Source organism: Hymenobacter sp. 102 (assembly GCF_049949205.1).
GTDB lineage: Bacteria > Bacteroidota > Bacteroidia > Cytophagales > Hymenobacteraceae > Hymenobacter.
In genome coordinates this window covers 2,318,594-2,344,628 of the sequence record NZ_CP188172.1, presented here as the reverse complement: position 1 = coordinate 2,344,628, position 26,035 = coordinate 2,318,594, and the positions used below count along the sequence as shown (strand labels likewise).

The following is a 26,035-nucleotide window of genomic DNA, read 5'->3' as shown; positions in this document are numbered from 1 at the left end:
CATGCAGGTTGAATTTCTGCTTGAGGAAGAGTCGGCGGAGGATGCGTTGCGCCAACTGCTGCCGCGGTTGCTGCCCCCGCACTACGTCCCGCGCTTTCGGGCGCTAGGCGGCTGGCAAGCCCTGCTGGAGCATCTACCCACCTTGTTGCGCGGCTACCGAAAACGCATGAGCCAACCCGGACAGCAGGCGTTACGCATTGTAGTACTGCTGGATGCGGATGGAGTGGCGGAACGGCGACTTGCTGCGTTGGAAGCTGCTGCCAATGCTACCGGCTTGGCGACGTTCAGCCAAGTGCCTGAAGGTGCCGATTTTCAGGTTTTCAATGCGTTAGCCATTCAAGAGTTGGAGGCATGGTTCTTGGGCGACCGGGACGCCATTATGGTAGCTTTCCCCAGAGTCAAGCCGCATCATTTTAAAGGAGTTGACCGGGAGCCGGAGTCTCACCCGAAACCCAATGAGGTGTTGTGGCGCATTTTGCAAGCAGCGGGCTTGTACACCACTGGTAAACGCAAGCGAGAATGGGCTGAAACCATTGCCCCGCATCTTGACCCGGCCCGTAATACCTCCGCCAGCTTTCAACACTTCTGCGAAGGGTTAGCCCAGCTGTAAAACGAAAAGCCGCGCCTCCACTGGGAAGCGCGGCTTTTTACTGAAACTGAAAGCTTACACCCCCACCGTTTCCTCACTGCCCAACTCGCTCAGGATGCGCTTGGCGGCTTGGACGTTCTTCACGTCTTCGATGCTGAGGATGAGCTGTTCCTTGCGCTCCTTCATGGAGGCGGAGCGGGGGTGAGTTTGCACGTAGCTGAGGATGTTGCCGAAGGTGTCGCTCTGGAAGTACCGCTCGTTGTTGGCGGCCGGGATGAAGCCTTTCAGCAGGTTCTTCTTCAGTGTCAGCTTCTCGAAATTACTGCTCAAGTGTGGTCCAAAACTCGTTCTTGCTCATTCCTAGAATGCGCAGGCCGTTTTTGAGGATGAATTCCGGTACGGGCTCGATGTGGGTTTGAAAGGTAATAGGGCGGTTCAGATCCTTGCGGGTCCAGTGCTCGTGCCCGCCGGTGGTGCGGGTGTGCTGGCAACCAATCCGCTCCAGAAAGGTGCGATATTCCCGGATGGTTACATTGCGGAGGGTCTTGACGGTCATCAGGCCAGGGCAGGAAGCTCCACTTTCCGGTCGTACTTCCGGAATTCTTTGTGGTTGACGATATCCTGCAACTGGTCGTTCTGGCGAAGCAGGCGGCTAAAGTCAGGAGCTTTGTACGTGCGGTTATTGGCCCGGCCGGCCATTTTCCACCCTAAGCGGGCCAACTCGTCCTGTAAGGTTCCTTTGTTGCGCGTGTAGCGCAGGAACTCACTGAGCGTCTCATCAAACGAGGCACGTGCTTCTTTATCCGTGTGCCCATACCCAAACATATCCAGCGCGGGCGAGAAGATAACGTGCAGGTCTTCGTCGCGGTAGGAGAGCAGGGATAGACCTACTTCCATTACTTTACCGTCGGGCCCTTTTAAGGTGCCCCGATACTTCAGTTTTGCCACGAGCTTGTTGAATTTAAGTAGAGCAAGTTAGCGCTTGCTGCTGTGTGGAACAACAGGATAAAAGAAGTGTTTGATTCCCGCGCAATCAGAATATCAATGTCAGACCGTCATGCTGAACTTGCCAAATTAAGACGGTCTGGTATTGATGGTTCATTCCTACACCCCCACCGTCTCCTCACTGCCCAACTCGCTCAGAATCCGTTTGGCGGCTTGTACGCTTTTCACGTCTTCGATGCTGAGGATGAGCTGCTCTTTGCGTTCCTTCATGGAGGCAGAACGCGGGTGGGTCTGCACGTAACTGAGGATGTTGCCGAAGGTGGCGCCCTGGAAGTAGGGCTCGTTGTTGGCGGCCGGGATGAAGCCTTTCAGCAGGTTCTTCTTCAGCGTCAGCTTCTCGAAGCCCACCTGGCAGGCCTGCCAGCGCAGGCGCACAATGTCGGCCAGCTGCTCCACCTCCTGGGGTAGCGGCCCGAAGCGGTCCACCATGCCGGTGAGCACCTTGCGCAGCTCCTCGGGGCCTTTGGCGCGGTCCAGCTTGCTGTACAGCTGCAGGCGCTCGGATACGCTGCTCACGTACTGGTCGGGGATGAGGATTTGCAGGTCCGTCTCGATGTTGCACTCCTTGGGGCGACCGGTGCCGGCGGCTTCCTGCAGGCGCTGGGTGGGGTCGCCGAGGAACAGGTCGCGGAATTCGGTTTCCTTGAGCTCCTGCACCGCCTCGTCCAGAATCTGGTGGTAGGTTTCGAAGCCCAGGTCGTTGATGAAGCCCGACTGCTCGCCGCCCAGCAGGTTGCCCGCCCCCCGGATGTCCAGGTCGCGCATGGCCACGTTGAAGCCCGCGCCCAGGTCCGAGAATTCTTCCAGGGTGCTCAGGCGCTTGCGGGCGTCGGAGGGCAGGCCGGCCACCGGGGGCGTGAGCAGGTAGCAGTAGGCCTTTTTGTTGGAGCGGCCCACGCGGCCCCGCATCTGGTGCAGGTCAGAGAGGCCGTGCATGTGGGCCCGGTTGATGATGATGGTGTTAGCGTTGGGAATATCCAGGCCGCTTTCGATGAGGGTAGTGGCCACCAGCACGTCGTAGTCGCCATCCACGAACTTCATCATGCGCTTTTCCAGCAGGTCGCCGTCCATCTGCCCGTGCACGTAAGTCACGCGGGCATCGGGCACGAGGCGCAGAATCATGCTGGCCTGCTCCTCGATGTCCTTCACGCGGTTATGCACGAAAAACACCTGCCCGCCCCGCTTCAGCTCCCGGGAAATAGCATCCCGAATCAGCAGCTCATCAAATACGTGCAGTTCCGTCTGTACCGGCTGGCGGTTGGGCGGGGGCGTGGCAATGACCGACAGGTCGCGGGCCCCCATCAGCGAGAAGTGCAGGGTGCGCGGAATAGGCGTGGCCGAGAGGGTGAGCGTATCCACGTTCACCTTCAGCTCCTTGAGCTTGTCCTTGGTTTTTACCCCGAACTTCTGCTCCTCGTCAATCACCAGCAAACCCAGGTCCTTGAACTGCACGTCCTTGTTGGTGAGGCGGTGGGTACCGATGAGGATGTCGGTTTTGCCCTCGGCCACCCGGCCCAGCGTTTCCTTGATTTGCTTGGTGGTTTTGAAGCGGTTCACGTACTCCACCGTCACGGGCAAATCGGCGAGCCGCTCGCGGAAGGTTTTGTAGTGCTGCATGGCCAGGATGGTGGTAGGTACCAGAATGGCTACCTGCTTGCCATCGGCCACGGCCTTGAACGCGGCCCGGATGGCTACCTCCGTCTTGCCGAAGCCCACGTCCCCGCACACTAGCCGGTCCATGGGGTGGGGCACTTCCATGTCGCGCTTCACGTCCTCGGTGGCCTTGGCCTGGTCGGGGGTGTCCTCGTAGATAAAGCTGGATTCCAGCTCGGCCTGCATAAAGGAGTCGTGGGCGAAGGCGTGGCCGGGCGCGGTTTTGCGCTTGGCGTACAGCCGGATCAGCTCGGCCGCAATGTCCTTCACCTTCTTCTTGACGGACTTCTTCTTGTTTTCCCACTCCGGGGAGCCCAGCTTGCTCATGGTGGGCGGCGTGCCCTCGCTGCCGCTGTACTTGGCAATCTTGTGCAGGGCGTGGATGCTCACCGTCAGCACGTCGTCGTCGCGGTACACCAGCCGGATGGCCTCCTGCAGCCGGTCGTTGATTTCCACCTGGGTGAGGCCGGCAAAGCGGGCAATGCCGTAGTCTTGGTGCACCACGTAGTCGCCGGGCACCAGGGTGCGCAGCTCCTTGAGCGTAAGGGCCTTTTTCTTGCTGAATTTGCGGGTTTCCTGAGCCCGGTAGTAGCGCTCAAACAGCTGGTGGTCGGTGTACACCACTAGCTTCAGCGTCTCGTCGATGAACCCCTCGCGCAGGCCCAGCAGCAGGTGCTGAAACTGCACGTTGTTGTCCAGCTCGTCGAAGATGGTGCGCAGCCGGTCGGCCTGGCGCACCTGCTCGGCGGCAATGATGTTGGTGTAGCCCTTCTTCTGGTTGTCGTGCAGGTTCTTCACAATGCGGTTGAAGTCCTTGCCGAAGCTGGGCTGGGGCTTGGCGCTGAACTGCAGCTCCTCGGCCCCGGTCTTGAAGTGAAACCGTTTGCCGAACTCCACCACCGCAAACCCCTCCAGCAGCTTGCGCAGCGTCTTACCCGACTCAAACAGATCGGCCGGCTTGCTTACCACCTGGGTGCCGCCCGCCACGGCCAGCAGCTCCTGGAAGCCCGCCTCGGCCTTGTCGAAGTACTCGTCCACCACGTCCAGGGTCTGGCGCACATCCTTGGCCCAGATGGCGGTGTTCCGTGGGATAAACTCCAGAAATGCCTCCCGCGTCTCCTGCAGCAGCTTGGTCTGCACGTTCGGGATGATGCTCACCTGCTGGCGCTTCTCCACGGAAAGCTGGCTTTCGGGGTCAAACGTCCGTATCGTCTCCACCTCGTCCCCGAACAGCTCAATGCGGTAGGGCAGCTCGTTGGCGTAGCTGAAAATGTCCACAATGCCCCCGCGCACGGCAAACTGGCCGGCCTCGTACACGAAGTCGCTCCGCTCGAAGTCGTACTCCGCCAGCATGTCGCTCACGAAGTTCACATCCAGCTTGTCGCCCACCTTGATGAGAAAGGTGTTGGCCACCAGGCTTTTCTTGTTGATTACCTTCTCGAATAGGGCCTCCGGATACGTCACAATAAGCGCCCCGGCCGTTTCCTTCACGCTGGCCTTGCCGCCCTTTTTACCTTTAACCGCCTCGTCGCCCTCTGTTTGCGCAGGCACATCAGCGGCTTTGGGGCCGCGGTGGGTGTTGAGCTTGTTCAGCACCTCGGCCCGCATCAGCACGTTGGCGTTTTCCGTCTCGTCGAAGGAGTAAGGGCGCTTATACGACGTGGGGAACAGCAGCGGCTCCTCGTCGGGGAGCAGGTGCTGGAGGTCGGCCAGAAAGTAGGCGGCCTCGTCCCGGTCGTGCAGAATGAACAGGTGGTGCTGGTCGGGGTACTCCTGGTGCAGCGCGGCGGCCAGCACGGCATCCTGGGAGCCCACCAGTCCCTTCAGGTGCAGGCGTATAGGCGCTTCGGGCGCAGCTGCGGGCCGCAGGGAGTGGCGGGTGGCCGGGTTCAAACGTGCGCCCAGCGTCATGCCGCTGGGGTCGAGGGCGTAGAGCTTCAGTAAATCAGAAACCTTCAAAACGAGTATCGGCTGGAGAGGGAGACAAAGGTAGAAGCCCGGCCGAATGAACATCCGGTCGGGCAAAGCAGAAGTACGGATGGGGCAGAGAAAGCCGCAGATAGCGCAGATTCGTGCTGAATACGAATGATAACAGATGGTTGATTCTGCCAGCTGCCTGCTTCGCCGTTTTATCTCATCATGTGCCGGCACGAATCTGCGCTATCCACGACTTCATCTGCCCCATCTGTGCTTCAATACCGCCGCCGGCCCGCGAAAGTTTCCGAACTATTCCGGCCGATTGGTTGTACCTTCCCAACCCCCACCCGCGCTAGTCTTTGTCTTTTTCGGCCCTTTGCCTATCTCATGACTACCCCCGCGACCAACCAGCCCGCCGACGAGTGGGATTCTATCCTTAACCACCTGCGCCAGATTCGGGAACAGGTGCAGCAAAACGGTCCGTTGCCTGAGCAGGAGCGAGCCTCCGTGGAAGACGCCTTCCGCCAAGGGCTGGCTCATCTCGAAAACGAGGTACAAGGTATCCGTACCACGCTCAAGGGCAGTTCCGGCAACTGGTAGTGGCGTACTGCGCAGGATAAAGGATACGCTTCACGCGCCGGACGGTAGCATTGCGTGGTATCTTTGTCACTTGTTGTATCTGGTATCCTGATTATCCGTGCGCGGCTCTTCTCATTTGGCCATCGGCCTGATTACCGGGGTGGCGGTAGCCGCGCTGGTGCCCGGCATTCCGTTTTCGCCCGCTGGCATTGCCCTGGCTGGCTTCTCCTCCCTGGCTCCCGATCTGGACCACCCCGGTTCGCGTTTGAGCAAGCGGCTGGGCTTTGCGCAGCAGTACGTGCGCTGGGCGTTTGTAGTGGTAGCGGCCGGGCTGGCCCTGTACACGCATTTCCAGCTGCCTCCGGGCCCCGACCGGCGTATGGGCTTCACCGCGGCGCTGGCGTTCGGTCTTATTGGCGCTGCCATGCAGGGCGACTCCACTCGCAAGCTGGCCCTGCTGTTCACGGGCTTGTGCACGGTAGTGGCGGGCTTGTACACAGGGTTTGTGTGGCTGAGTATGTTGGGCTTGTTTATAGCCGTGGCCCCGTTCACCTCCCACCGCTCCTGGACGCACACCATCTGGGCCGCCGGCCTCTGGACTTACATCGGCCACCTGGCCAACCAGAGCCTGGGCTGGCATGGCGTGGCCTTATTCGCCGGGGGAGGCTACGTATCGCACTTGCTGGCCGATACCCTCACAAAGGCGGGAGTGAAGTGGTTTCGGCCCCTCACCGATGTGTGCCTGAAAATTCCACTGATTCGGACAGGCTCCAAGAGTGGTAACGCGCTGGAAATAGCTATCTGCGTGGGCTACGGGGTACTGGTAATGGCTTTGTGGCTGGGAACATAATCTGTTAGATTGATTCTAAATAACATTAAATTATATCTTTGTCATGCAATTATACCGGCCGCAAGTGGTCATTGGTCCGGATAGTGGTCAGATTGAGCCGTAGAATGCGTACTTCGGACGAATAGTTGTCACCTTCCCTAAAGAAGGCAAGTACTTTTGAGTGGCAGATACCTCCGGCATCTGCGTTCGTTTTTGGATTTTTAAGTGATAAACCGCCGTTTTACGATGATTCTCGTTTAGAAGTTATAGCCGCTGGTTATTAGACAAAATGTATGGCAATTGCATTTTGCAGACGTAAACCAAAAATATATGTAATTTGCTATTGTTGAGTTCGCATAATATTTGTTTCTTCTACTGAAAATTCTCAGAATGCTCAGAATGAGCAATAATGCGCTACGCTTCATCCACTGTTCATCCCGCGCAACGGTTTTTGCCGGTTGAAGTCAGGATACCCGTTCTTTCGCCCATTATCAACTCACATCCGGAGGTGGTAAAAAAATTAGTCTATGGATTATTGCCATACCGTAAGTTTGCCACTTAGTATCTTTGACCGGCCCCTGTTACCTGCCGGGCCGCACCGAACCAACCTGCCTGCTCTTACTCACACACACCTTTTTGCGCTCAAACCGTTTCTTGTATGAACCAGATGAATAGTCCTCTGATCAGGATCGGCGTCTTCTACGACGGCAATTATTTCCTGAAAATCAGTGATTACTACTACTTCCAACATGACCGTAAGGCCCGTATCAGCTTAGAAGGGCTCCATGAATTTATCCGCCATCAGGTAGCTGAAGAAGAAGACGTAGACGTACGTCTGAGCCAGATCATTGACGCCCATTTCTTCCGGGGCCGGCTTTCGGCTACGGAGGCCCGGGATAAAGACCGCCTCTTTCACGACCGGCTGCTGGACGATATCCTGATGAACATGGGTATCCAGACCCACTACATGCCCCTGAAAACCCGCGACGGACGGTTGCAGGAGAAGGGCATCGACGTGTGGCTGTCATTGGAAGCCCTGGAGCTGGCTATCCACAAGAGCTTCGACGTGGTGGTACTCATTGCCGGCGACTCGGATTATGCCCCGCTCATCAAGAAGCTGAACACGGTAGGTACCCGCGTGATGCTGCTGAACTGGGACTTCAAATACACTGATTTCAAGGGCGAAAACCGCGTTACCCGCGCTTCGCAGCAGCTGCTGGACCAGGCTACCTACCCGGTTCAGATGCACGAAATCATTGATCAGGGTCTCAACAGCAATGATGAGCTGATTGATGCCATGTTTGTGAATACGCCCGAACCCGCGGCCTTTCCGAGCGTGAAGCCCGTGCGCCCCACGGGCCCCACGGCGGCTGGCCCGGTGGGTACAGTAGGCATCAGCACCATCAAAAACCTGAAAAACGGGTTTGGCTTCGTGGTAATGCCACCCAACAACCTGTTCTTCAGCTACGCCGATATGGCGGAAGGCGACTTTAACGAGCTGCGGGAAGGTGACTGGGTGGAATTCACGGTGGGCCGCAACCACCGCGACGAAGACTGCGCCCGGAACGTACGGAAAGTGGAAGCCCCCGAGCTGGACGAAAACGATGAATACGACCAGCACGAGCACGAATCGGCTGACTCGCCCGAACGACTGTAACCTGCCCTTATTATAGCGGTTCGGTACGTTGAAAAGCCGCCGAAAGCCTGATTCGTCAGGTTTTCGGCGGCTTTTTGCTGTGCGGCAGCGCGGCTATTCCTGCGGAAACAGTAAATCGTGGAAGTCGCGCTTGGTGGCTGGGTAGCGGTTGAAGGTACCCAGGCCCCGGGCCACTACCAGATTGTCGCGGGTGGGGCAGGTAATGGTGGCACTGCTCACCACCAGCGTTTTGCCGCTGTGCTCCACCACGCCGTGGGCTACCAGGTGGTCGTGCAGGCGCACGGGATGCAGATAATTGATCTTGAACTCGACGGTTGACACCAGCTCGCCGACCGTGAAAGCCAGGGAAAGTGCCGCCGCGCCCAGGGCCGAGTCCATGAGGCCGGCCAGCACGCCCCCGTGACAGGTGCCGGGGGAGGACAGGTGCTCGTCGCGGATGGTCATGGTGTAGCGCACTTCCCCGGGCCGGGTGAGGCTCAGCTCCATGCCGTTGGTGCGGCCGTACTGGTTGATCTGGTTGTAGATGGCAATGAGGGTGGGAGCATCGGGGAGCTGTTCCATACGGAGCGGGGAAGAGGATAAGGGCGAAAAGCCAGGAAAATAGCTACTTCTGCGGGATTCTGCCGGGTAGGTATAGCTACTGCCTCACACGGAAAAACTGGCATTGCATTACAGGATGTCTCTGCGGCCCGGATAAAGCCAGAGAATAAGCTCAGCTGAGCACTTTGCGCATGAGAAAGTGCGGAATACTGCCGAACAGCGTATGGGAAGGCGCTACTACCGCGTAGCCCTGCCGCTCGTAGAAGGGCACGGCGCTTTCCCGGGCGTGCAGCACCAGTTCCGAAAGGTGCTGCCGGCGGGCGGCAGCTTCCAGATACGCCAGCACCTGCCGCCCCACGCCCCGCCCCTGCCAGGCCGGGTGCACGGCCATAAACCGCACCTGCCCCTGGGCCGGGCCGCTGGGATGCAGGCGGCCCACGCCGGCGGCGTAGCCTTCGGGGGCCATGATGAGCGCGTGCGTGGTGGTCGGCGCGGCGTCATCGTCGGCCCGCTCCGAGCCTTCGGGCTGCTGCCAGGGCTGGCGCAGTACGGCGTAGCGCAGTTGGTAGTAAGCGGTCCACTCGGCGGCCGAACGGGGAGAAATGGGGGGGATGGACACAGGCAGAAAATCAGGGTCAGCGAATTGCGGGCAAGTAACGTACAAATTCCGCGCGGGCGGCGGCTCGTGCGGTGGCCTCCGTATCTTTGGCGCCCTGACTTCCCTCCTTTTTGTACCCGATTTTTTCTCTCTCCCTCATGGCATCTTTTGACATCGTTAGCAAAGTAGACCCGCAAACCCTGGAAAACGCGGTGAATACGGCCAAAAAAGAACTGCAAACCCGCTACGACCTGCGCGACACCAAGGGCGGCATCGAGCTGGATAAAAAAGCCAACACCATCACCCTGTCGTCGGAAAACTCTATGCGCATTCAGGCCCTGGAAAATATCCTGCTCACCCGCATCGTGAAGCAGGGCATCGACGGTACGGCCCTGGATTTCTCGGCCGAGGAGCAGCCCAACGGGGCGCTGGTGAAAAAGGTAGTGAAAGTGCGCGCTGGCGTAGATAAAGAAGCGGGTCGCAAAATCATCAAGGCCATTAAAGACTCCAAGGTGAAAGTGGAGGCCCAGATGCAGGACGACCAGGTGCGGGTATCGGCCAAGAAGATTGACGAGCTGCAGGCCGCCATTGCGGCCGTGCGCCAGGCCAGCATCGGCCAGCCGCTGCAGTTCATCAACATGAAGTCGTAGGCGGGCCTACCCGGCCTGTTTTCCTCTTCATCACCACATCTCCTGATTTCATGCACTTCGATTTTTCGGTTTTCTCGAACCCGCAAACCTGGGTAAGCCTGCTCACGCTTACGTTCATGGAAATTGTGCTGGGTATTGATAACATCATCTTCATTTCCATCATCGTCAACCGGTTGCCCCGGGAGCAGCAGCAGCGGGGGCGCAGCATCGGGCTGCTGCTGGCGCTGCTGTGCCGCATTGGGCTGCTGCTGAGCATCAGCTGGATTGTGGGCCTGAAATCGGCCTTGTTTACCCTGAATCTGCCCTGGATGGCGGAGCCCTTCGGGGTAACCGGCCGGGACCTGATTCTGCTGGCCGGGGGCCTGTTTCTGATTGGTAAGAGCACTACCGAAATTCACACCAAGCTGCAGGGCGAGGAAGAGGAAACCGAAGAAAGCAAGGGCAAGACCTCATTCGGTAGCGTTATCTTCCAGATCATCCTGATTGACATCGTGTTCAGCTTTGACTCTATTCTGACGGCCGTGGGCCTGGTGGATAACGTGCTGATTATGATTCTGGCCGTGGTGCTGTCGATGGGCGTAATGCTGGCCTTCTCGGGCGTAGTAGCCGATTTCGTGAACAAGAACCCCACTATCAAAATGCTGGCCTTGTCGTTCCTGATTATGATTGGGGTGATGCTGGTGATGGAAGCCTTCCACAAGGAAATTGAGAAGGGGTACATCTACTTCGCCATGTTCTTCTCCCTGATAGTGGAGGTGCTGAATATGCGCCTGCGCAAGAAAGCTACTCCTGTACACCTGCGCGACTCGCAGTACGACTAGTAAGTGTTAACAGTGGTTATCTTGCGTTATGGAGCAGATGTTGACAGATGCACAGTGGGGGCGGTTGGCGCCGTTATTGCCGGGCCGGCCGGGCACCAGCGGTGGGCGGGGCCGGGACAACCGGCAGTTCGTGGAAGCCGTGCTGTGGTTGGCGCGTAACGGGGCGCGGTGGCGGGCCCTGCCCGCCGAGCGGGGCAACTGGCACACGACGTACACACGTTTCCAGCGCTGGGCGGCCTCGGGCGTGTGGCAACGCGTGTTCGAAGCCGTGCAGGACGAGGCGGCGCTGCATACGCTGCTGGTCGATTCCACCACCGTACGGGCGCACCAGCACGCGAGCGGGGCGCGCAAAAAAACGGGCCGCAAGCCCTCGGCCGCAGCCGCGGCGGGCTGACCACCAAGCTGCACGTGGCGGCCGACGCTCGGGGCCGCCTGCGGCGCTGCCGGCTCACAGCGGGCCAGCGCCACGACGCGCCGCAAGCCCTGCCGCTGCTCGACGGGTTCGCCCCGACCTGGCTCATCGCCGACCGCGGCTACGACTCAGACCCGCTGGTGGCCGACCTGGCCCGCCGCGGCACGCAAGCCGTCATTCCGCCCCGGCGCAAGCGTCGGTATCCCCGGGCCTATGACCCACTGCGCTACGCCCAACGGCACCCGGTCGAACGGCTGTTCAGCCGCCTCAAGCAGTTTCGCCGCCTGGCCACGCGCTATGACAAGCTGGATGCTCATTTCCTGGCCTTTATTCACCTCGCCGCAACCGTGCTCTGGTTGCGTGACTGTTAACACGTCCTAACCACCGGCTACGCGCGCCGTACCACCACGGGGCCCGGGGCATTTGCTCCGGGCCCCGTTGCGTTGGGCACTTCAGGTGGCCAGTGCGCCCACGGCAGCGGCCTGGTCCTGCACGCGGCGGGTAGCCAGTTCCAGCAGGCGGCGGTTCAGCTCCGGGCGGTGCTGGCGGTACAGGTGCAGTTCCGGCTGCGTAAACTGCCCCAGCACCAGCCCGATAATGGTGTAGCGCAACTTGGTGTTGCGGCCGAGCAGTTCCGCCAGCAGCCGCGCCTGCTCGGTGGGAGCGGCCGTGGCCAGCGGAATGTGGTGGTCCCGCACAAAATCAGCCACTACCTGCAGCAGTACCTCGTTCTGGAGTTTGAGCACGGGGCGCAGAGTAGCGTGCAGAAAGTGAGCCACCGGGGTATCGTCGGGGCTGGAGGCGGCGGCTATTGCGGGACGCAGGGCCAGCAGGGCCGCATCGGAACGAAGGGAATCAGCCATGAATACTCGAAAAAAGGAAAACCCGCCCGGCGGCTGCCAGGCGGGTTTTCTTACGTAAAATCCGGAGCCGGACTAGTGCTGCACGGCTACTTTTTTGGTGATGGTACCCTCCGAAGTGGTCAGGCGCACGATGTACACGCCCCCGGCCAGCTTGCTGGTATTCACCGTTACGCCTTCCTGCTGCAGGCGGGCGGCCGTGGCAGTCTGCACGCTCACGCGCTGGCCCAGCAGCGACACTACCTCTACCTGTACCGGCCCGCGGCTGCTTACCTGCGTACGTACCACCAGCTGGTCGGTGGCGGGGTTGGGGTACACTTCCAGTAGCGTTTCGCTGAGCTGCTTGCTGGTGCTCAGGATAGCGGGCAGGTCGAAGGCGGCTACCTGGTCAGTCAGGACGCTGGCGCTGCCCTGCACGGCACTGAAGCCCATGCCCCGGCGGGCAAATACCTTCCAGATGAGGCCGGAGTTGGCGCCCTTGTTGTACAGGGAGTCCGCTTTCAGAATGGCGTTGCGGCCATCAATGAAGCCCGGGTTGCAGGGCTGCAGCTTGCAGCCGTCCAGTACCAGTTTCAGGGCCACGTTGTTGCCGCCGGTGCGGGCTTTCAAATCGGCGTTGTAGCCGTATTTCTCAATCAGGGCCCAGTTTAAATCCCAGAGCGCAGTTGCCCAGATGTAGCCGATGTTGTGCACTTGCACGCGGGTCCGACCATCGGCATCCACGTAGGTGTTGTAGTTTACACCCGCTACCGTTTTACCCACGTTGTCATAGGTAGCCGAGTTGATTTGCATGCTGGTGCTATACTGCGTGGGGCGGATACCACGGCCCGAGGTGGCCTGAAAGGAGGCGTAGGTACCAATACCGCGGCCGGTGGTGCCCACGTCGCCGGGCTTGGTGGTCATCCACAGGGCGAAGAAGTCGCTCCAGCCTTCGCCCATCTGCTCGGCGCTGGTGAGGCAGCTGGAGTTGCCCGGGCCGCCGGTGAGGCGGTTGGAGATGCCGTGGCCGTACTCGTGGGCCACAATGCCGTTGTCGAAGTCACCGTCGCGGTAGTAGTACACGGTGCCGGTCAGGGTCATTTCTACCGGGGTGCCAGCCTGCAGGCTGGTAATGATGCGGTTGCCGTCGGCCTGGGCAATCATCACGCCCGGAATGCGGATGCCGGTGGTGTCGCCGCCCATTACGCTGGGAGCGGCTGTGCTATTGTTGTACACCACCACGGCGCGGGCGCCGGCGGCCTGAGCATTCAGGATTTTGACGGAGAAGTTACAGTCGCCGCGCTCAACCAGGGCAATTTTGCCGTTCAGCGTCCCGCCGTTGGTCAGCGCGTTGCAGCCTTTATTGGGCAGAGTGCTGCCGTCGTTCACCAGCACTACCTGGCCCGTAACGGGACCCGTGCGCTGGAGCGGGCGGGTGATGCTGCCTTCCACGGCCGGAATCTTACCGGCCAGCGCCGCCGGGGAGTTAATGGTTACGATTGATTCCGACTGCTGCCACAGATACATCTGCATGCGGGGGCGGGAGCCGTCGTTGGGGGTGGAGAAGTTGGCGTTGTTCAGGCTGACCGTGGTGGCGGTGGAAGCATCCTGCGCTTCGGCGCGCACGTCGTCGTTGCCCAGGCCGGTGTTGGAGTAGTTCTTCACCTGGAAGTTGCCGCTCACCTCATCAAAGCCTTTGATGGCCATGATGTCGTGCATCAGGTTGTTCCAGTAGAATAGGTTGACGACGGCCGCGTTCAGGTTGCTGACGGGCGTAGCGGTGAGGCTGTTGTCGAAGGGGAAGTCAAATTCCAAGTTGGCCCCGCCGTCGGGGCTCACGTTGGTGCCCGCCACGTAGGTATTGGCGTTTTTCCGGTCGTCGTAGGCGTGCACGTTGTTACCCCGGGTGATGGTGTATTCGGGGCCGGCTACGCCGTCGGTATCGTGCCAGCCGAAGGGCGAAACCGTCGCGTCGGCGGGGTTGGTAACCAGCTGCCGGTCACCGTGCGCGGGGCTTTCCACCGTAATGGGCCACACGTTGTAGCTGTTTGCCGCCGTGGGCCGGCCGGCCGTAGCCGGGGTAGCCGGCTGGGCCGCGGCCGAAGCAGCCTGCGCTATCGGCTGAATCAGGGGCGACATGCTGAAGCTGTCGGAAACGGTATAGTCCACCTTGTCCAGCAACGTGCCCGTAACGGCGTCCACCCGCGCATTCCAGTAATGCTCGGCGTTCAATGGGGCCAGCGTTACGTCCCACACCAGCCGCAGGGAGCCATCAGCCAGCGGCTGATACATCAGCTTCACCGGAATTTTCTCCAGCGAGATACCGCCGTTGGTAAACTCCAGGCCTTCGGCCGCCGCGCCTTCCTTCTGCATGGTCAGGTTGCGGGGGGCAGGCATGCCCAGGGCCCGGGCCGCGGCAGCTACGGCCTGCTCGGCCGTGAGCGAAGCTGCTGCATTACGCGACACCGTCACGGTATTAGGGCGGAAGCTGCTGTGCAGGCCGGCTACTTTGCCGGCCGGGTTGAGGTGCACATCCGCCACCGCGCCATACACTTCAATGCCCTGCACCCGCTGGCGCAGGTACACGTGCGTAACGCCGTCGGTATCGGTGTACTGGCTGGTTACGGCCGCATCAGCCAGGTCGGTGGCTTGCAGGCCCAGGCTGGTTTTGCGGGCCTGCAGGGCCGTGAGAGCCTGCTCGCCCGGGGCCTTCTGGGCCGTAGCCACAACTGGCAGCGCCAGCATGGCGGCCAGGCCCAGCGTCCGGGTAAAGGAGGCAGTAAAAGTTGATTTCATCGGATATAGTTAGGTGTGAAACGGCGACGAACAATGCAAAACGGACCACCGAATAGGGTGGTCCGTTTCAAATTTACGCAACAAATGGCTTACTTTTTACAAGTTAGGATGGGATAAGTGCGTATCTATTGATGATTTTCTATCAATTCGGAAATTTGCTTCGCTATACTGCAGGTAGTCGGCTGATGAAATGCCACAGCACCACCCCGGCCGCCACACTCACATTAAGGCTGTGCTTGGTGCCGAACTGCGGAATTTCCACGGCCGCGTCGCACAGGGCCAGCACCTCATCCTCCACCCCAAATACCTCGTTGCCCATTACCAGGGCGTAGGGCTGGTCGGGCGCTACCTGGAACTCGGGCAGGGGCACGCTGCCGGTGGTTTGTTCCACGGCCACCAGCTGGTAGCCGGCCGCTTTCAGCCGCTGCAGCGCCTCCAGGGTAGTAGGCGCGTATTCCCAGGCCACCGACTCGGTGGAACCCAGGGCCGTTTTGGTGATTTCGCGCTGGGGCGGGCGGCCGGTAATGCCGCAGAGCCACACTTTTTCCACGGCAAAGGCGTCGCAGGTGCGGAAGGCGGCGCCCACGTTGTGCAGGCTCCGCACGTTGTCGAGCACTAGGGTGAGGGGGAATTTTCGCGTATTTTTGAAGTCTGCCACCGTCAGCCGGTTCAGCTCTTCCATCGAAAGTTTGCGCATGAAACTGTAGCATAAGCTTTAGCCTGTGCCGGCGGTGAAGTGGACCGGAACGGAGCTAAAACGCAGTTGTATTCGTTCTGACGGCGCAAGCTAAAGCTTACGCTACACTTCCCCGTGAAAATCAAATCCGCCGACTCCACCAAAAAGCCCGTCCGTACGCATGGCTCTCTGGGCCCCGCGCCCGTAGCCGATACGCCCCTGATGCAGCAGTATTACCAGCTGAAGCAGACGTACCCCGGCGCGGTGCTGCTGTTCCGGGTGGGCGACTTTTACGAAACCTTCGGGGAGGATGCCGTCACGGCCTCCCGTATCTTGGATATTACCCTCACCAAGCGCGGCGCGGGTACTTCCTCCGAAACCCCGCTGGCCGGCTTCCCCCACCACGCCCTCGACAACTACCTGCCCAAGCTGGTGCGGGCCGGGCAGCGCGTGGCCATCTGCGACCAGCTCGAAGACCCCAAGCAGGCCAAGGGCCTGGTGAAGCGGGGCGTAACGGAGCTGGTGACGCCCGGCGTGAGCCTGCACGACAACGTGCTGGAGCGCAAAAGCAACAACTACCTCTGCGCTGTGCACCTGGGCAAGCACGAGGCCGGCATTTCGTTTCTGGACATCAGCACCGGCGAGTTCTTAGTGGCCCAGGGCACCCTGGAGTACCTGGGCAAGCTGCTCCAGAACTTTCAGCCGGCCGAGGTGCTGTTCTGCAAAAAAAGCCGCCGCGACTTCGAGGAAAACTTCGGGCCCGACTACTGCCACTTTGCCCTGGAAGAATGGGTGTTTGGCTTCGATTACGGCTACGACCTGCTTACCCGCCACTTCAACACCACGTCCCTCAAGGGCTTCGGGATTGACGGGCTGCGCGAGGGTATTACGGCCGCCGGCTGCATCCTGCACTACCTGGCCGAAACCAAGCACACCGACGTGGGCCACATCGGCAGCATTGGGCGGCTGGAGGAGGACAAATACGTGTGGCTCGACCGGTTTACGGTGCGCAACCTGGAGCTGGTGCAGCCCCAGCACCCCGGCGGCGTACCTCTGATTGATATTCTCGACCAGACGGTGACGCCCATGGGGGCCCGCCTGCTGCGCAAGTGGGTGGTGCTGCCCCTGAAGGAGCCCGCCCAGATTCAGCGCCGCCTCGATACGGTGGAGGCTTTGCTGCAAACCCCCGAGCTGCTGGAAAACCTGCTGCAGCACCTGCGCCAGATTGGGGACCTGGAGCGGTTGATTTCCAAGGTGGCCGTGCGCCGCATCAACCCCCGCGAGTTGCTGCAACTGGCCCGGGCCCTGGAGGCCCTCGGACCCATTCGGGAGCAGCTGGCCGCTTCCGGCGTGCGCGCCCTGCAGAAGCTGGCCGACCAGCTCAACCCCTGCGCCGCCCTGCGTGAGGAAATTCAGACCAAAATCAAGGCCGATGCGCCCATCCTCACCAACCAGGGCGGGGTGCTGAACGACGGGGTAGACCGGGAGCTGGACGAGCTGCGCCAGATGGCTTTCTCGGGCAAGGACTACCTGTTTCAGCTCCAGCAGCGGGCCATTCAGGAAACCGGTATTTCGTCGTTGAAGGTGGCTTACAACAAGGTGTTTGGCTACTACCTCGAAGTCACCAACGCCCACAAGGATAAAGTGCCCACCACCTGGATCCGGAAGCAGACACTGGTAAACGCGGAGCGCTACATCACCGAGGAGCTGAAGGTGTACGAGGAGAAAATCCTGCACGCCGAGGAGCGCCTGTTCGTCATCGAGCAGAAAATCTACAACGATCTGGTGCTGTTTGCCGCCGAGTACGTGGCCCAGATTCAGCAGAACGCCCGCGCCATTGGCGTAGCCGACTGCCTGGCTTCCTTTGCCGCCACCGCCCGCCAGCACCGCTACGTGAAGCCGGTGGTGGATGACTCCACCAACCTCGACATCAAGGCCGGCCGCCACCCCGTAATTGAGCGCCAGCTGCCCCCCGGCGAGCAGTACATCCCCAACGACATCTGCCTCAACCAAGATGAGCAGCAGATTGTGGTGATTACCGGCCCCAACATGGCTGGTAAATCGGCCCTGCTGCGCCAGACGGCCCTGATTGTGCTGCTGGCCCAAATCGGCTCCTTCGTGCCCGCCGACGCGGCCCACGTGGGCGTCATCGACAAGATTTTTACCCGGGTGGGCGCCTCCGATAACCTGAGCAAGGGCGAGAGTACCTTCATGGTGGAGATGACCGAAACCGCTTCTATCCTCAACAACCTCTCCGACCGGAGCTTGGTGCTGATGGATGAAATCGGGCGCGGTACCAGCACCTACGACGGTATCAGCATTGCCTGGGCCATTGTGGAGCACCTGCACAACTCGCCCAAGGCCCGCGCCAAAACCCTCTTCGCCACCCACTACCACGAGCTCAACCAGCTGGCCGACGACTGCCCGCGGGTGCGCAACTACAACGTGGCCGTGAAAGAGGCCGATGGCCGCATCCTGTTCCTGCGCAAGCTGCGGGAGGGGGGCTCCGAGCACAGCTTCGGTATTCACGTGGCCCGCATGGCCGGTATGCCCGCTTCGGTGGTGCTGCGGGCCAACGAAATCATGCACCACCTGGAACAGGAGCGCACCTCCGCCGGCGTGGATACCAACCAGCCCACCGAGTTCGATGAAGTGCTGGCGGGTTTGGAAGAGTTGGGAACTGGCGGGAAAGTAGTGCCCCTGAACGGTCAGGCTCCCGCGGTTCGTGCCGAAGCGGCTACCAAAGGCCCCAAAGCGCAACCCGTTGCGGCCGTGCACAATGCCCCCCGGCCTAGTTTGCAGCTCAGCATGTTCGAGCCTGCCGATCCGGCTCTGGAGAAAATCCGGGAGCTGCTGGAGCACCTTGACGTGAATACGCTCACGCCCATCGAGGCCCTGCTGAAACTAAACGAGTTGAAGCTGGCCGCCGCTGGCAAGTGACCAGCCACTGGTTGCTACCATTTTTTCGCCCCGCTTTCCACTGGCTCCCGCATTTTTGGTGTGGTAAGCCGGGGAGGGCGGGGCGAAATGTTGAGTGTGGGCTGGCTGATGACATATCCAAGGTGATTTTGCTGAAAATTTTTCTAACTGAAAATCAGGCGACAATGCGGTTATTGAGCAAAAACAGCAGTTTTTTTTACGGGGTGCTCTTGACTTCAAGAATTCCTGTACTACCTTTGTCACATCAAAACGCCACTACGGCGCCAAGATCAAAAGCGAGAGTAGCTCAGTTGGTAGAGCGCGACCTTGCCAAGGTCGAGGTCGCGAGTTCGAACCTCGTCTCCCGCTCCAAAAAAGACCCTGCCGTAACGCAGGGTCTTTTGCTTTATGGTAAATCAGGATTCGGACAGTGGGGCCAGAAAAGGCTCCTAAGTAAGATTAACGTTTGCTGAATTTGCCGTTACTTTGTTGCGGTAACCAATACCAGCATTGCCAGAGTGGTGTAATGGTAGCCACGAGGGACTTAAAATCCCTTGTCTTCACGGACGTACGGGTTCGAGTCCCGTCTCTGGTACAACCAGCATAGCAAAAGAGCCACACAGTCTGTGTGGCTCTTTTGCTATGCTGGTTGTACCAGAGACGGGTCGGCGGTAGCTATTTAGCGAATTTCCACTCCCTGGCTGTAAGAAGCTCCATCGGAAGTAGTGAGCTGCAGCACATACAGGCCGTTGGGCAGGGAAGTGCAGTCGAATATGGTTTGGGTATGAGCGGCAGAACCACCGGGAACTGCCTGGGATGCTACCTGGCGGCCGAGTGAGTTGGTAAGCGTAGCCCAGCCATCCAACTGCATACCGGCTTCGCTCCAGTTGAGCCGAGCCACGATGCGGCCCCGCGCCGGGTTCGGAAATACCTCGAATGTGGGGCGGCCGCCAATGGTAGGTTGTCGAATGCTCAATTGAGCGACAAAACCATCCGTGCGGTTGGCAGTTTGCAGATTCGTGGCGCCAAATGTGGCCGCACCCGCAAGGGTGCCAGCCAGGTAAAGCAGGCCTTTGGGATTTTGTGTAAGGGCATAGCCCCGGCAGTTCCCAGTGGTTCCGAGTACATCGGAGTGATAGAGGGTGCCGGTAGGCTGGAAGCTGTGCAACAGCAGTTTCGATTCCTGATTTTGGTTTAAGCGTCGGCTGACAAGCGTGCTGAAGCCGTCGGCATCGGTGGTGAGCTGCGCGCTATATTCGGCGGCGGTAGTACCGGTACTTCGGGCCCATTGCACTACCCCGGCCTGGGTATAACGGGCAATGAACAAGTCGGGCTGCGAGGCATCATTGCTCAGCAAAGGCTGGCCGCCGAGGGCCGTAACGCCGGAAAATTCACCGGCCACGTACACGTTGCCCAAGCGGTCAGTAGATAGGGTGCCGATGCGCACGTTGTTATTGGCGGAAAGCGTGCCCGGGCCGCCGCCCTGCTTCAGCCATTGCAAGGCCCCGGTAGCCGCCGAGAAGCGGGCCAGGTAGGAATCGGCGCCAACGGTAGTGAGGGCTGCGCCGTCCAGGGTCATATCATTGTTGAAAAACCCGCCCACGTAGCAGTTGCCGCGTCCATCCAGAGCCACGTCGCTGCCGCTGGCCCCGTAGGTGGAATAGTTGCCCGAAACCTTGGCCCAGGCCACTTCGCCAGTGGTGCGGTAAGCCGCCACGTACATCACCCGCCGGCTGCCCGGGCTGTACACGTTGCGGCCAAACTCAATGTTGCCGTAATCCGACTGTCCCGTGATGTAGCTGGTGCCGCTGGCATCCGTGGCAATGGCATAGGCGTAACAGCTAAACTGCCGAATGCCGAAGCGCTGGGCCCATTGCACCTGGCCCCGGCTGTTGAGTTTGGCGATGAGTCCCGCCTGAAAGCTGCCATCGTAGCTGTGCAGCGTACCGCCCGGGTAGGAAACGTACCCTGCAAAATTTCCCAGCAAGTACACATTACCCGCCCTGTCCAGTGCCACCCCGCTGCCACTGGCACTGGCTTGCGAGTAGGGTGGGGCTCCCGGGGCCTGACCAAACTGCACGGCCCACAGGGCGCGACCATCAGCGCCGTAGCGCACCACAAACAAATCGGTATAGCCCCGGCTGGTAAGTGTAAGCGCATTGAAGCGGACGGTGCCCTGAAAGGAGCCTGTAACCACGCTGCCCCCAAAGGCGTCGAGGGCCACGCTACGGAGCTGCACTTCGCCTCCGGAGCTTTGTAACTGCGTAATGCGCTGCCAGCTGATCTGCGCCAGGGCACTGTTGCCGGCTAGAAGTAATGCCAGCAGGAGAGTAAGTGTTTTCATAGAGGTAAGGAGAAAAAAGTGGGACAGCAAATCAGATGGCCCCCTGCCACTGATCAGCAAGCGTGGGCCTCGTCGGGCGTAAACGGCAGGAAGGGAGGGGCGAGGGAGGACCCGGCAGGAAGGCTACATGACCCGTAAGGCCGGCAGCACGCACAATCAACAGCTACAGAGAAGGAATGTACTAGTTAATTTTATAAAATATATCATAATTGAACGTGAATATTTTATAAAAATAACTAATCGGGATAGATTCGGTGGAAGGGTGTTTCAGGAAGCAAGTATCTTGTCGGTGTGTTTGCCGCTTGGGCAACCCAACGCTGTTGTGGCGGCTGGTGGCAAAAGTGAGGGTCGGTCGTAGAGGAATAGCCCTGTTTTTCTACCTTTAAGCACTTTCCACACGTTTTGCAGTTGTATGATGCCTCCACAGTCTGGCTTGGCTCCCGATTATCCGCAGAAGATCAAGCAGGTATTTGCTGAGGTAGGGAAGGTGGTAGTGGGGCAGCACTATATGCTGAACCGCCTGCTGATTGGCCTGTTTACGGGGGGGCACATTCTGCTGGAAGGCGTGCCGGGATTGGCTAAAACCCTTACTATCAGTACGCTTTCCCGGGTGCTGGACATGCACTTTCAGCGCGTACAGTTCACGCCTGATCTGCTGCCTTCTGATTTGGTGGGCACCATGATTTATAATCAGGGACAATCAGTATTTGAAGTGAAGAAGGGGCCGATTTTCGCCAACCTGGTGCTGGCCGACGAAATCAACCGCTCCCCGGCCAAAGTGCAGAGCGCCCTGCTGGAGGCCATGCAGGAAAAGCAGGTAACCATTGGCGAAACCACCTACCCGCTGGATTTGCCGTTTCTGGTGCTGGCCACCCAGAACCCGGTGGAGCAGGAAGGAACGTACCCGTTGCCCGAGGCGCAGGTGGACCGCTTCATGATGAAAGTGTACGTGGACTACCTGAAGAAAGCCGATGAACTGGAGGTGATGCGCCGTATGGCCAACATGAGCTACGTGGGCGAGGTAAGTCCCATACTGACTAAAGAGGACATCTTCGGCATCCGGCAGCAGATCAACCAGGTGCAGATTTCCGAAACGCTGGAGAAATACATTATTGAGTTGGTGTTTGCCACCCGCCGCCCGGCCGATTACGACCTGGCCGATTACCAGCAGTACGTGCAGTTTGGCGTGAGCCCCCGGGCTAGTATTGCCCTGCACCGCGCCGCCAAGGCCGTAGCCTACCTGGATGAGCGCGACTACGTGCTGCCCGAGGACATCAAAGAAGTGGCCACCGACGTGCTCAACCACCGCATTCTGCTCAACTACGAGGCCGAGGCCGACGGCGTGCGGACGCAGGACATGATTGAGGCCATTCTGCGCAAGGTGCCCATCAGCTAAGTCATGCAGCACGGGCTGAAAAAATGGCTGTACCAGGTATTGCGCCTGCGGCCCGAAATGCCGCTGCATTTTTACGCGCTGGATGCGCTGTACAGAAGGGTGCTGCGCCAGAACGCGGGTGTGCGCTGGGCCGTGCACCACACCAGCACCATTCACAGCCCCGAGCGCCTCACCGTGGGCCGTGGCACCTTCCCCGGCGACTCACCCGGCGTGTACATCAACGCCGATAACGGCGTGCACGTAGGCGACTTTACCAACCTGGGCCCGCAGGTAGGCCTGATTTCGGCGAATCACGATGCCGTGGCTAACGCCGAGCGGGTAGCGGCTGAGCCGTTGCGTATCGGCCGGTTTTGCTGGCTGGGCATGGGGGCCGTGGTGCTGCCCGGCGTGCAGCTCGGCGACTTCACCGTGGTGGGGGCCGGGGCCGTGGTAACGCGCAGCTTCCCGGCCGGCTACTGCGTGGTGGCCGGCAACCCCGCCCGTCTCATCCGCCACCTTGACCCCGCCGCCTGTGATGCCCAAGCCCGGAGCACCTACGCGCAGCACGCTGCTGGGCACTAGTACCTATCTGTTTTTCATCCGGTTTTTCCCCACGCTGGCCAGCGTGGTGGCGCTGGTATGGCTGGCCCGGCACACCCCGGCCGACTATTACGGCCGCTACCAGAACTTCTGGGTGCAGTGGCAGGTGCTGCACGTAGTGGCCTGCCTGGGCCTGCCTACGCTACTGCTGACTTATCCGCTCTCCAGCGTGAATACGCTCCTGCGGCGGCTGCGGCCTGCGCACTGGGCCGCGCTGGCGGGGTGGTCAGGCTTGTGCGCCGGGGTGCTGGTGGTGGCGCAGCACTACACGGGCTCCGTATTTGCGGGCTGGCAAAGTGGGGCGTTTCTGGCGCTGAATGTGCCCGTGGCAGTGCTGGAAGCCTACGGGCTGCTGAGTCGGCAGTTTCGCTCTGCGGCGCTGGTTGGCATTGGTTACGCCGGCTTGTTTGCCCTGAGCCATGTGTTGCTGGTAGCCGGTTTGCTTGGCAGTGAGCAACTGATGAACCTGCTGCTATTGGGCAACGGACTGCGGCTGCTGGCGCTGGGGCGGCTGGCACAACGGCAGTTTCGGCATAACCGGGCACCGGCCGAACTGCCGGCCGGCTTGCCAAACCTGTGGGTGCACACGGCCCTGAACGACGTGGTGCAGATTCTGTTCCGGTGGGTGGATAAGCTGGCGGTGGGCTTTCTGCTACCAGCCACGCTGTTTGCCCTGTACTTCAACGGTACCATGGATGTGCCCTTTCTGCCGGTGCTGCTGGGAGCAGCGGGCAGTGCCTTACTGCTGCACTTCCACGAGCCTGAGGTATCGGACGCCGAGCGGGTGGCGCTGCTGAAAGCCACGGCCCGGCTGCTGGGGAGGCTGGTGTTTCCGCTGTTTTTCCTGTTGGTGCTGTTCCGGCGGGAGCTGTTCGGGGTGGTGTTTGCTCACCGTTACGATGCCGCCGTGCCGCTGTTTCTGCTGTCCTCACTCGTCATTCCGCTGCGGGCCTACAACTTTACGGCTCTGCTGCAGCATAAGGGGCAGGGGCGCATCATCACCACCGGGGCCGTGCTGGATCTGCTGCTGGCCCTGCTGCTGCTATATCCATTGTACCGCTGGCTGGGGCTGGGCGGGGTGGCCCTGGCATTTGTTCTCAGCACCTGGTGGCAGGCTGGTTACTACCTGCGGCACACGGCGCGGCTGCTGCAGGTGCAATGGTTCCGGCTGCTGCCGCTGCGCACCTGGGCCGGGCAGCTGGTAGGCTTCGGGTTGGGTATCGGGGGCCTGCACTGGCTGCTGGTGCAGTGCCTCCCGGAGGCCGGCGTGCTGTACGCCGGAGTCGGCGGCGTAGGGTTGTTGCTGGCCGTACAGCTCTGGCAGGCCCGGCGCACCCGCTGAGAGGGGCATGCACAAAGCGGCACAACTCCGTAAAAGCGGAGCCGGCGTACATCGGGTTATCGTTCCACTAAAAACAAGGAGCCCGGACATTAGTCCGGGCTCCTTGTTTTTCTTGTTGACTTGTTGTCTGCCTACTTCGTTACTACAAAGCGCACCGACTGGCTGGTTTCCGAGGTGGTTACCTGAGCCATATATACGCCGGCTTTCAGCGTAGCGGGCAGGGCCAGCTGCTGGGTGCCAGCGGCCAGCTTACCATTCGTCAGCACAGTGGCTACGGTGCGGCCGGTTACGTCCAGTACGCGCACTGAGGCTGTACCGCCGCGCTGCAGGGTGAAGTTCAGCAGGGCCTCACCGGCTGTGGGGTTCGGCGACACCGTCAGCTGCTGCACCTGGTCGGAGGCAGACTTGGTGGCCAGCGTGGTGCCGGGACGGTTGTAGCAGGTAATCTGCGGGTTGAAGTTAGTCCAGCCAGCAGCCCAGTTGGTGGTACCGAAGGCGCCCCGGAACGTGCCGGTTTTGTCGAAGAAGCTGTCAGCCAGCTTGGCATCGGTGTAGGCAGCGCCGGTGCGTAGTACGGAAGCCGCGGGTAGGGTATAGTCGGGCGTACCGTTGGCCGTGCCGTTGGCGTTGGTAGTATTGTAGTTATCGGCGTTGAGGCCCAGCGCGGCGGCAGTAGCCAGCGTTTGGTTGTTGTTGGCCGCGGCCTCCCAGAAGCCCTGCACGTTGTAGGTGCCGCCCGACTGCTGCGTATACGGGTTGGCAATGCCCGCCATTACGTTGTTTTTGAGCACCAGCGTGCCGTTGGTGGCGTTGGTCTGGGCACCCGGGCCGTCGAGCGTGAGGCCCTGGGGCCAACCCGTTACCACCGAGTTGAAGATGGAAATGTTGGTGTTGCGGCGCAGGTGCATAGCCCGGGTGAAGCGGGTAGTGGCGGGTACGTTCTGCAGCAAAGCCGTTACGTTGGAGAATACCGGAGCAGTGATAGGGACAAGCGAGGAACCGCCAGCATCATTGTCCGACTCGAAAGCCGTGGAGCCCGACTGGTCATCCACGTTGGGGTTACGGACGGCCAGGGCATACTGTACTTTGCCGGTGTAGCCGAAGTCCGTATCGAAGTCATCATCCACGGCTCCAATGGAAATCAGGTGCTTGGCGTTTACCGTGCCCCCAAACCACTCAAAGGAGTCGTCGCCGCAGGCATACACCTGCACGTAGTCGATGATGGTGCCCGAGCCCACCCCGCCCATGGTCAGGCCGTTGATTTCGTTGTTCGGGGTAATGGCAATACCGCAGTATTCAATGCGCACGTAGCGCAGAATACCCGAGTCGTCGGCCGCGTTGGTGCCGCCGAACGTGCGGCCCGGAATACCTTCAATAACCGGCGTACCGGGCTGGTTGATGGGGGCCCGGCCCAGCAGTACGATACCGCCCCAGTCGCCGGTGTTGCGGCTGTTGGCGGGCTGGTTCGAGGTGAATACGATAGGCTGCGTGGGCGTGCCGTCGGCTACCAGCCGCGCGCCCTGCTCAATTACCAGCGTCCCCAGACCGGTGCCTTTAATGATGGTGCCGGCCTCAATAGTGAGCGTGGCCCCGGCCGTTACGTACGTCCGGTCGGTGAGCAGGTACACATTATTGCGCGTCCAGGTGGTATTGGTGCTGATGGTGGTGGGCACGCTGATGGGCGTAGGCTCGGCCGGGCATACCGTTTGGGCCTGGGCAACCGGGGCCAGAGCGGCTACCGTGGCAAAAGCCAGCGCAACAGGAAGTAGAAGCTTTTTCATAACGGGCGAAAATGAGGTGGTAAGGAAGGCGAATCGTTGACGGCACGAAGGTCCGAAAGCAAGACGCCCCTCAGGGCATGAGGGGCGTTATGCTTTCATTAGCTCTATGTTAC

The 26,035-nt window shown here is 60.3% G+C and carries 22 protein-coding genes and 2 tRNA genes; 13 read left to right on the top strand and 11 right to left on the bottom strand.

Going from position 1 to position 26,035, the window contains the following annotated elements; all coding sequences use genetic code 11:
• The first annotated feature begins 1 nt into the window (after position 1).
• Positions 2 to 610 carry a DUF4276 family protein gene (locus ACN19L_RS10085; RefSeq protein ID WP_426493352.1) on the top strand — a complete coding sequence of 203 codons (609 nt, stop codon included), beginning with the start codon at positions 2 to 4 and terminating at the stop codon, positions 608 to 610.
• Positions 611 to 664: 54 nt separating this feature from the next.
• Here the strand turns inward: ACN19L_RS10085 and ACN19L_RS10080 are convergent, their stop codons facing one another.
• The 4 genes from ACN19L_RS10080 to mfd all read right to left on the bottom strand — a co-directional run bounded on the left by ACN19L_RS10080 (position 665) and on the right by mfd (position 5,206).
• A complete protein-coding gene (locus tag ACN19L_RS10080) occupies positions 665 to 919 on the bottom strand; it encodes a hypothetical protein (protein ID WP_426493351.1) in 255 nt (84 codons plus the stop codon).
• A complete protein-coding gene (locus ACN19L_RS10075) occupies positions 909 to 1,145 on the bottom strand; it encodes a type II toxin-antitoxin system HicA family toxin (RefSeq protein WP_426493350.1) in 237 nt (78 codons plus the stop codon). Before ACN19L_RS10075 ends, ACN19L_RS10080 begins: the two co-directional genes overlap by 11 nt.
• A complete protein-coding gene (locus tag ACN19L_RS10070) occupies positions 1,145 to 1,537 on the bottom strand; it encodes a hypothetical protein (RefSeq protein ID WP_426493349.1) in 393 nt (130 codons plus the stop codon). Before ACN19L_RS10070 ends, ACN19L_RS10075 begins: the two co-directional genes overlap by 1 nt.
• 156 nt (positions 1,538 to 1,693) lie before the next feature.
• Positions 1,694 to 5,206 (bottom strand): transcription-repair coupling factor, encoded by a 3,513-nt coding sequence (mfd, locus tag ACN19L_RS10065; RefSeq protein WP_426493348.1) that lies wholly within the window; start codon positions 5,204 to 5,206, stop codon positions 1,694 to 1,696.
• 345 nt (positions 5,207 to 5,551) lie between these two features.
• On the opposite strand from mfd, the gene ACN19L_RS10060 reads away from it, so the two are divergent.
• The 3 genes from ACN19L_RS10060 to ACN19L_RS10050 all read left to right on the top strand — a co-directional run bounded on the left by ACN19L_RS10060 (position 5,552) and on the right by ACN19L_RS10050 (position 8,229).
• A complete protein-coding gene (locus tag ACN19L_RS10060) occupies positions 5,552 to 5,764 on the top strand; it encodes a hypothetical protein (protein WP_426493347.1) in 213 nt (70 codons plus the stop codon).
• Between the two features lie 97 nt (positions 5,765 to 5,861).
• Positions 5,862 to 6,593 (top strand): metal-dependent hydrolase, encoded by a 732-nt coding sequence (locus ACN19L_RS10055; RefSeq protein WP_426493346.1) that lies wholly within the window; start codon positions 5,862 to 5,864, stop codon positions 6,591 to 6,593.
• Positions 6,594 to 7,239: 646 nt separating this feature from the next.
• Positions 7,240 to 8,229 (top strand): NYN domain-containing protein, encoded by a 990-nt coding sequence (locus tag ACN19L_RS10050; protein WP_426493345.1) that lies wholly within the window; start codon positions 7,240 to 7,242, stop codon positions 8,227 to 8,229.
• Between the two features lie 93 nt (positions 8,230 to 8,322).
• On the opposite strand, the gene ACN19L_RS10045 is transcribed toward ACN19L_RS10050, so the two are convergent.
• On the bottom strand, positions 8,323 to 8,790 hold the full coding sequence (locus ACN19L_RS10045) for a PaaI family thioesterase (protein ID WP_426493344.1): 468 nt from the start codon (positions 8,788 to 8,790) through the stop codon (positions 8,323 to 8,325).
• A gap of 151 nt (positions 8,791 to 8,941) precedes the next feature.
• Positions 8,942 to 9,388: a GNAT family N-acetyltransferase gene (locus ACN19L_RS10040; RefSeq protein ID WP_426493343.1), complete on the bottom strand. Its 447-nt coding sequence runs from the start codon at positions 9,386 to 9,388 to the stop codon at positions 8,942 to 8,944.
• Positions 9,389 to 9,525: 137 nt separating this feature from the next.
• On the opposite strand from ACN19L_RS10040, the gene ACN19L_RS10035 reads away from it, so the two are divergent.
• The 3 genes from ACN19L_RS10035 (at position 9,526) to ACN19L_RS10025 (ending at position 11,621) form a co-directional block, all read left to right on the top strand.
• Positions 9,526 to 10,017: a YajQ family cyclic di-GMP-binding protein gene (locus tag ACN19L_RS10035; RefSeq protein WP_426493342.1), complete on the top strand. Its 492-nt coding sequence runs from the start codon at positions 9,526 to 9,528 to the stop codon at positions 10,015 to 10,017.
• A 50-nt stretch (positions 10,018 to 10,067) separates the two neighbouring features.
• Complete coding sequence (locus ACN19L_RS10030) at positions 10,068 to 10,838, top strand: TerC family protein (RefSeq protein ID WP_426493341.1); 771 nt, start codon at positions 10,068 to 10,070, stop codon at positions 10,836 to 10,838.
• Between the two features lie 28 nt (positions 10,839 to 10,866).
• A protein-coding gene (locus ACN19L_RS10025; RefSeq protein ID WP_426489868.1) for an IS5 family transposase occupies positions 10,867 to 11,621 on the top strand; the annotation gives its coding sequence in 2 pieces (ribosomal slippage) (positions 10,867 to 11,197 and positions 11,197 to 11,621; 756 coding nt in all).
• Positions 11,622 to 11,702: 81 nt separating this feature from the next.
• Here the strand turns inward: ACN19L_RS10025 and ACN19L_RS10020 are convergent.
• From ACN19L_RS10020 to ACN19L_RS10010, 3 genes are all read right to left on the bottom strand, one after another.
• Positions 11,703 to 12,113 (bottom strand): hypothetical protein, encoded by a 411-nt coding sequence (locus ACN19L_RS10020; protein ID WP_426493340.1) that lies wholly within the window; start codon positions 12,111 to 12,113, stop codon positions 11,703 to 11,705.
• Between the two features lie 72 nt (positions 12,114 to 12,185).
• Positions 12,186 to 14,885: a T9SS-dependent M36 family metallopeptidase gene (locus tag ACN19L_RS10015; protein WP_426493339.1), complete on the bottom strand. Its 2,700-nt coding sequence runs from the start codon at positions 14,883 to 14,885 to the stop codon at positions 12,186 to 12,188.
• Between the two features lie 163 nt (positions 14,886 to 15,048).
• Positions 15,049 to 15,582 carry an RNA methyltransferase gene (locus ACN19L_RS10010; RefSeq protein ID WP_426493338.1) on the bottom strand — a complete coding sequence of 178 codons (534 nt, stop codon included), beginning with the start codon at positions 15,580 to 15,582 and terminating at the stop codon, positions 15,049 to 15,051.
• Between the two features lie 201 nt (positions 15,583 to 15,783).
• Between ACN19L_RS10010 and mutS the strand changes: the two genes are divergently transcribed.
• From mutS to ACN19L_RS09995, 3 genes are all read left to right on the top strand, one after another.
• On the top strand, positions 15,784 to 18,501 hold the full coding sequence (mutS, locus tag ACN19L_RS10005) for a DNA mismatch repair protein MutS (RefSeq protein WP_426493576.1): 2,718 nt from the start codon (positions 15,784 to 15,786) through the stop codon (positions 18,499 to 18,501).
• A 275-nt stretch (positions 18,502 to 18,776) separates the two neighbouring features.
• Positions 18,777 to 18,852: transfer RNA gene (locus tag ACN19L_RS10000), tRNA-Gly, on the top strand.
• Between the two features lie 140 nt (positions 18,853 to 18,992).
• Positions 18,993 to 19,075: transfer RNA gene (locus ACN19L_RS09995), tRNA-Leu, on the top strand.
• Positions 19,076 to 19,159: 84 nt separating this feature from the next.
• On the opposite strand, the gene ACN19L_RS09990 is transcribed toward ACN19L_RS09995, so the two are convergent.
• The gene (locus ACN19L_RS09990) at positions 19,160 to 20,824 is read right to left on the bottom strand and encodes a hypothetical protein (RefSeq protein ID WP_426493337.1); all 1,665 of its coding nucleotides are present in this window, start codon (positions 20,822 to 20,824) and stop codon (positions 19,160 to 19,162) included.
• Positions 20,825 to 21,239: 415 nt separating this feature from the next.
• Here ACN19L_RS09990 and ACN19L_RS09985 point away from each other — a divergent pair, with 415 nt between their 5' ends.
• The 3 genes from ACN19L_RS09985 to ACN19L_RS09975 are packed head-to-tail and all read left to right on the top strand — an operon-like array spanning position 21,240 to position 24,141.
• Positions 21,240 to 22,220 (top strand): AAA family ATPase, encoded by a 981-nt coding sequence (locus tag ACN19L_RS09985; protein WP_426493575.1) that lies wholly within the window; start codon positions 21,240 to 21,242, stop codon positions 22,218 to 22,220.
• A gap of 3 nt (positions 22,221 to 22,223) precedes the next feature.
• Positions 22,224 to 22,781: an acyltransferase gene (locus tag ACN19L_RS09980; protein ID WP_426493336.1), complete on the top strand. Its 558-nt coding sequence runs from the start codon at positions 22,224 to 22,226 to the stop codon at positions 22,779 to 22,781.
• A complete protein-coding gene (locus ACN19L_RS09975; protein WP_426493335.1) occupies positions 22,732 to 24,141 on the top strand; it encodes a hypothetical protein in 1,410 nt (469 codons plus the stop codon). The genes ACN19L_RS09980 and ACN19L_RS09975 overlap by 50 nt, the downstream gene beginning before the upstream one ends.
• A 131-nt stretch (positions 24,142 to 24,272) precedes the next feature.
• Here ACN19L_RS09975 and ACN19L_RS09970 read toward each other — a convergent pair whose 3' ends face one another.
• Positions 24,273 to 25,922 carry a T9SS type A sorting domain-containing protein gene (locus tag ACN19L_RS09970; RefSeq protein ID WP_426493334.1) on the bottom strand — a complete coding sequence of 550 codons (1,650 nt, stop codon included), beginning with the start codon at positions 25,920 to 25,922 and terminating at the stop codon, positions 24,273 to 24,275.
• Between the last annotated feature and the right edge of the window lie 113 nt (positions 25,923 to 26,035).

Coding starts and splice junctions, on each gene's coding strand:
- ACN19L_RS10020 (WP_426493340.1), bottom strand. CDS start 12,113: ATGGCTGATTCCCTTCGTTCCGATGCGGCCCTGCTGGCCCTGCGTCCC.
- ACN19L_RS09970 (WP_426493334.1), bottom strand. CDS start 25,922: ATGAAAAAGCTTCTACTTCCTGTTGCGCTGGCTTTTGCCACGGTAGCC.
- ACN19L_RS10045 (WP_426493344.1), bottom strand. CDS start 8,790: ATGGAACAGCTCCCCGATGCTCCCACCCTCATTGCCATCTACAACCAG.
- ACN19L_RS10010 (WP_426493338.1), bottom strand. CDS start 15,582: ATGCGCAAACTTTCGATGGAAGAGCTGAACCGGCTGACGGTGGCAGAC.
- ACN19L_RS10075 (WP_426493350.1), bottom strand. CDS start 1,145: ATGACCGTCAAGACCCTCCGCAATGTAACCATCCGGGAATATCGCACC.
- ACN19L_RS10085 (WP_426493352.1), top strand. CDS start 2: ATGCAGGTTGAATTTCTGCTTGAGGAAGAGTCGGCGGAGGATGCGTTG.
- ACN19L_RS09990 (WP_426493337.1), bottom strand. CDS start 20,824: ATGAAAACACTTACTCTCCTGCTGGCATTACTTCTAGCCGGCAACAGT.
- ACN19L_RS10035 (WP_426493342.1), top strand. CDS start 9,526: ATGGCATCTTTTGACATCGTTAGCAAAGTAGACCCGCAAACCCTGGAA.
- ACN19L_RS10015 (WP_426493339.1), bottom strand. CDS start 14,885: ATGAAATCAACTTTTACTGCCTCCTTTACCCGGACGCTGGGCCTGGCC.
- ACN19L_RS09980 (WP_426493336.1), top strand. CDS start 22,224: ATGCAGCACGGGCTGAAAAAATGGCTGTACCAGGTATTGCGCCTGCGG.
- ACN19L_RS10030 (WP_426493341.1), top strand. CDS start 10,068: ATGCACTTCGATTTTTCGGTTTTCTCGAACCCGCAAACCTGGGTAAGC.
- ACN19L_RS10060 (WP_426493347.1), top strand. CDS start 5,552: ATGACTACCCCCGCGACCAACCAGCCCGCCGACGAGTGGGATTCTATC.
- ACN19L_RS09985 (WP_426493575.1), top strand. CDS start 21,240: ATGCCTCCACAGTCTGGCTTGGCTCCCGATTATCCGCAGAAGATCAAG.
- ACN19L_RS10050 (WP_426493345.1), top strand. CDS start 7,240: ATGAATAGTCCTCTGATCAGGATCGGCGTCTTCTACGACGGCAATTAT.
- mutS (WP_426493576.1), top strand. CDS start 15,784: ATGCAGCAGTATTACCAGCTGAAGCAGACGTACCCCGGCGCGGTGCTG.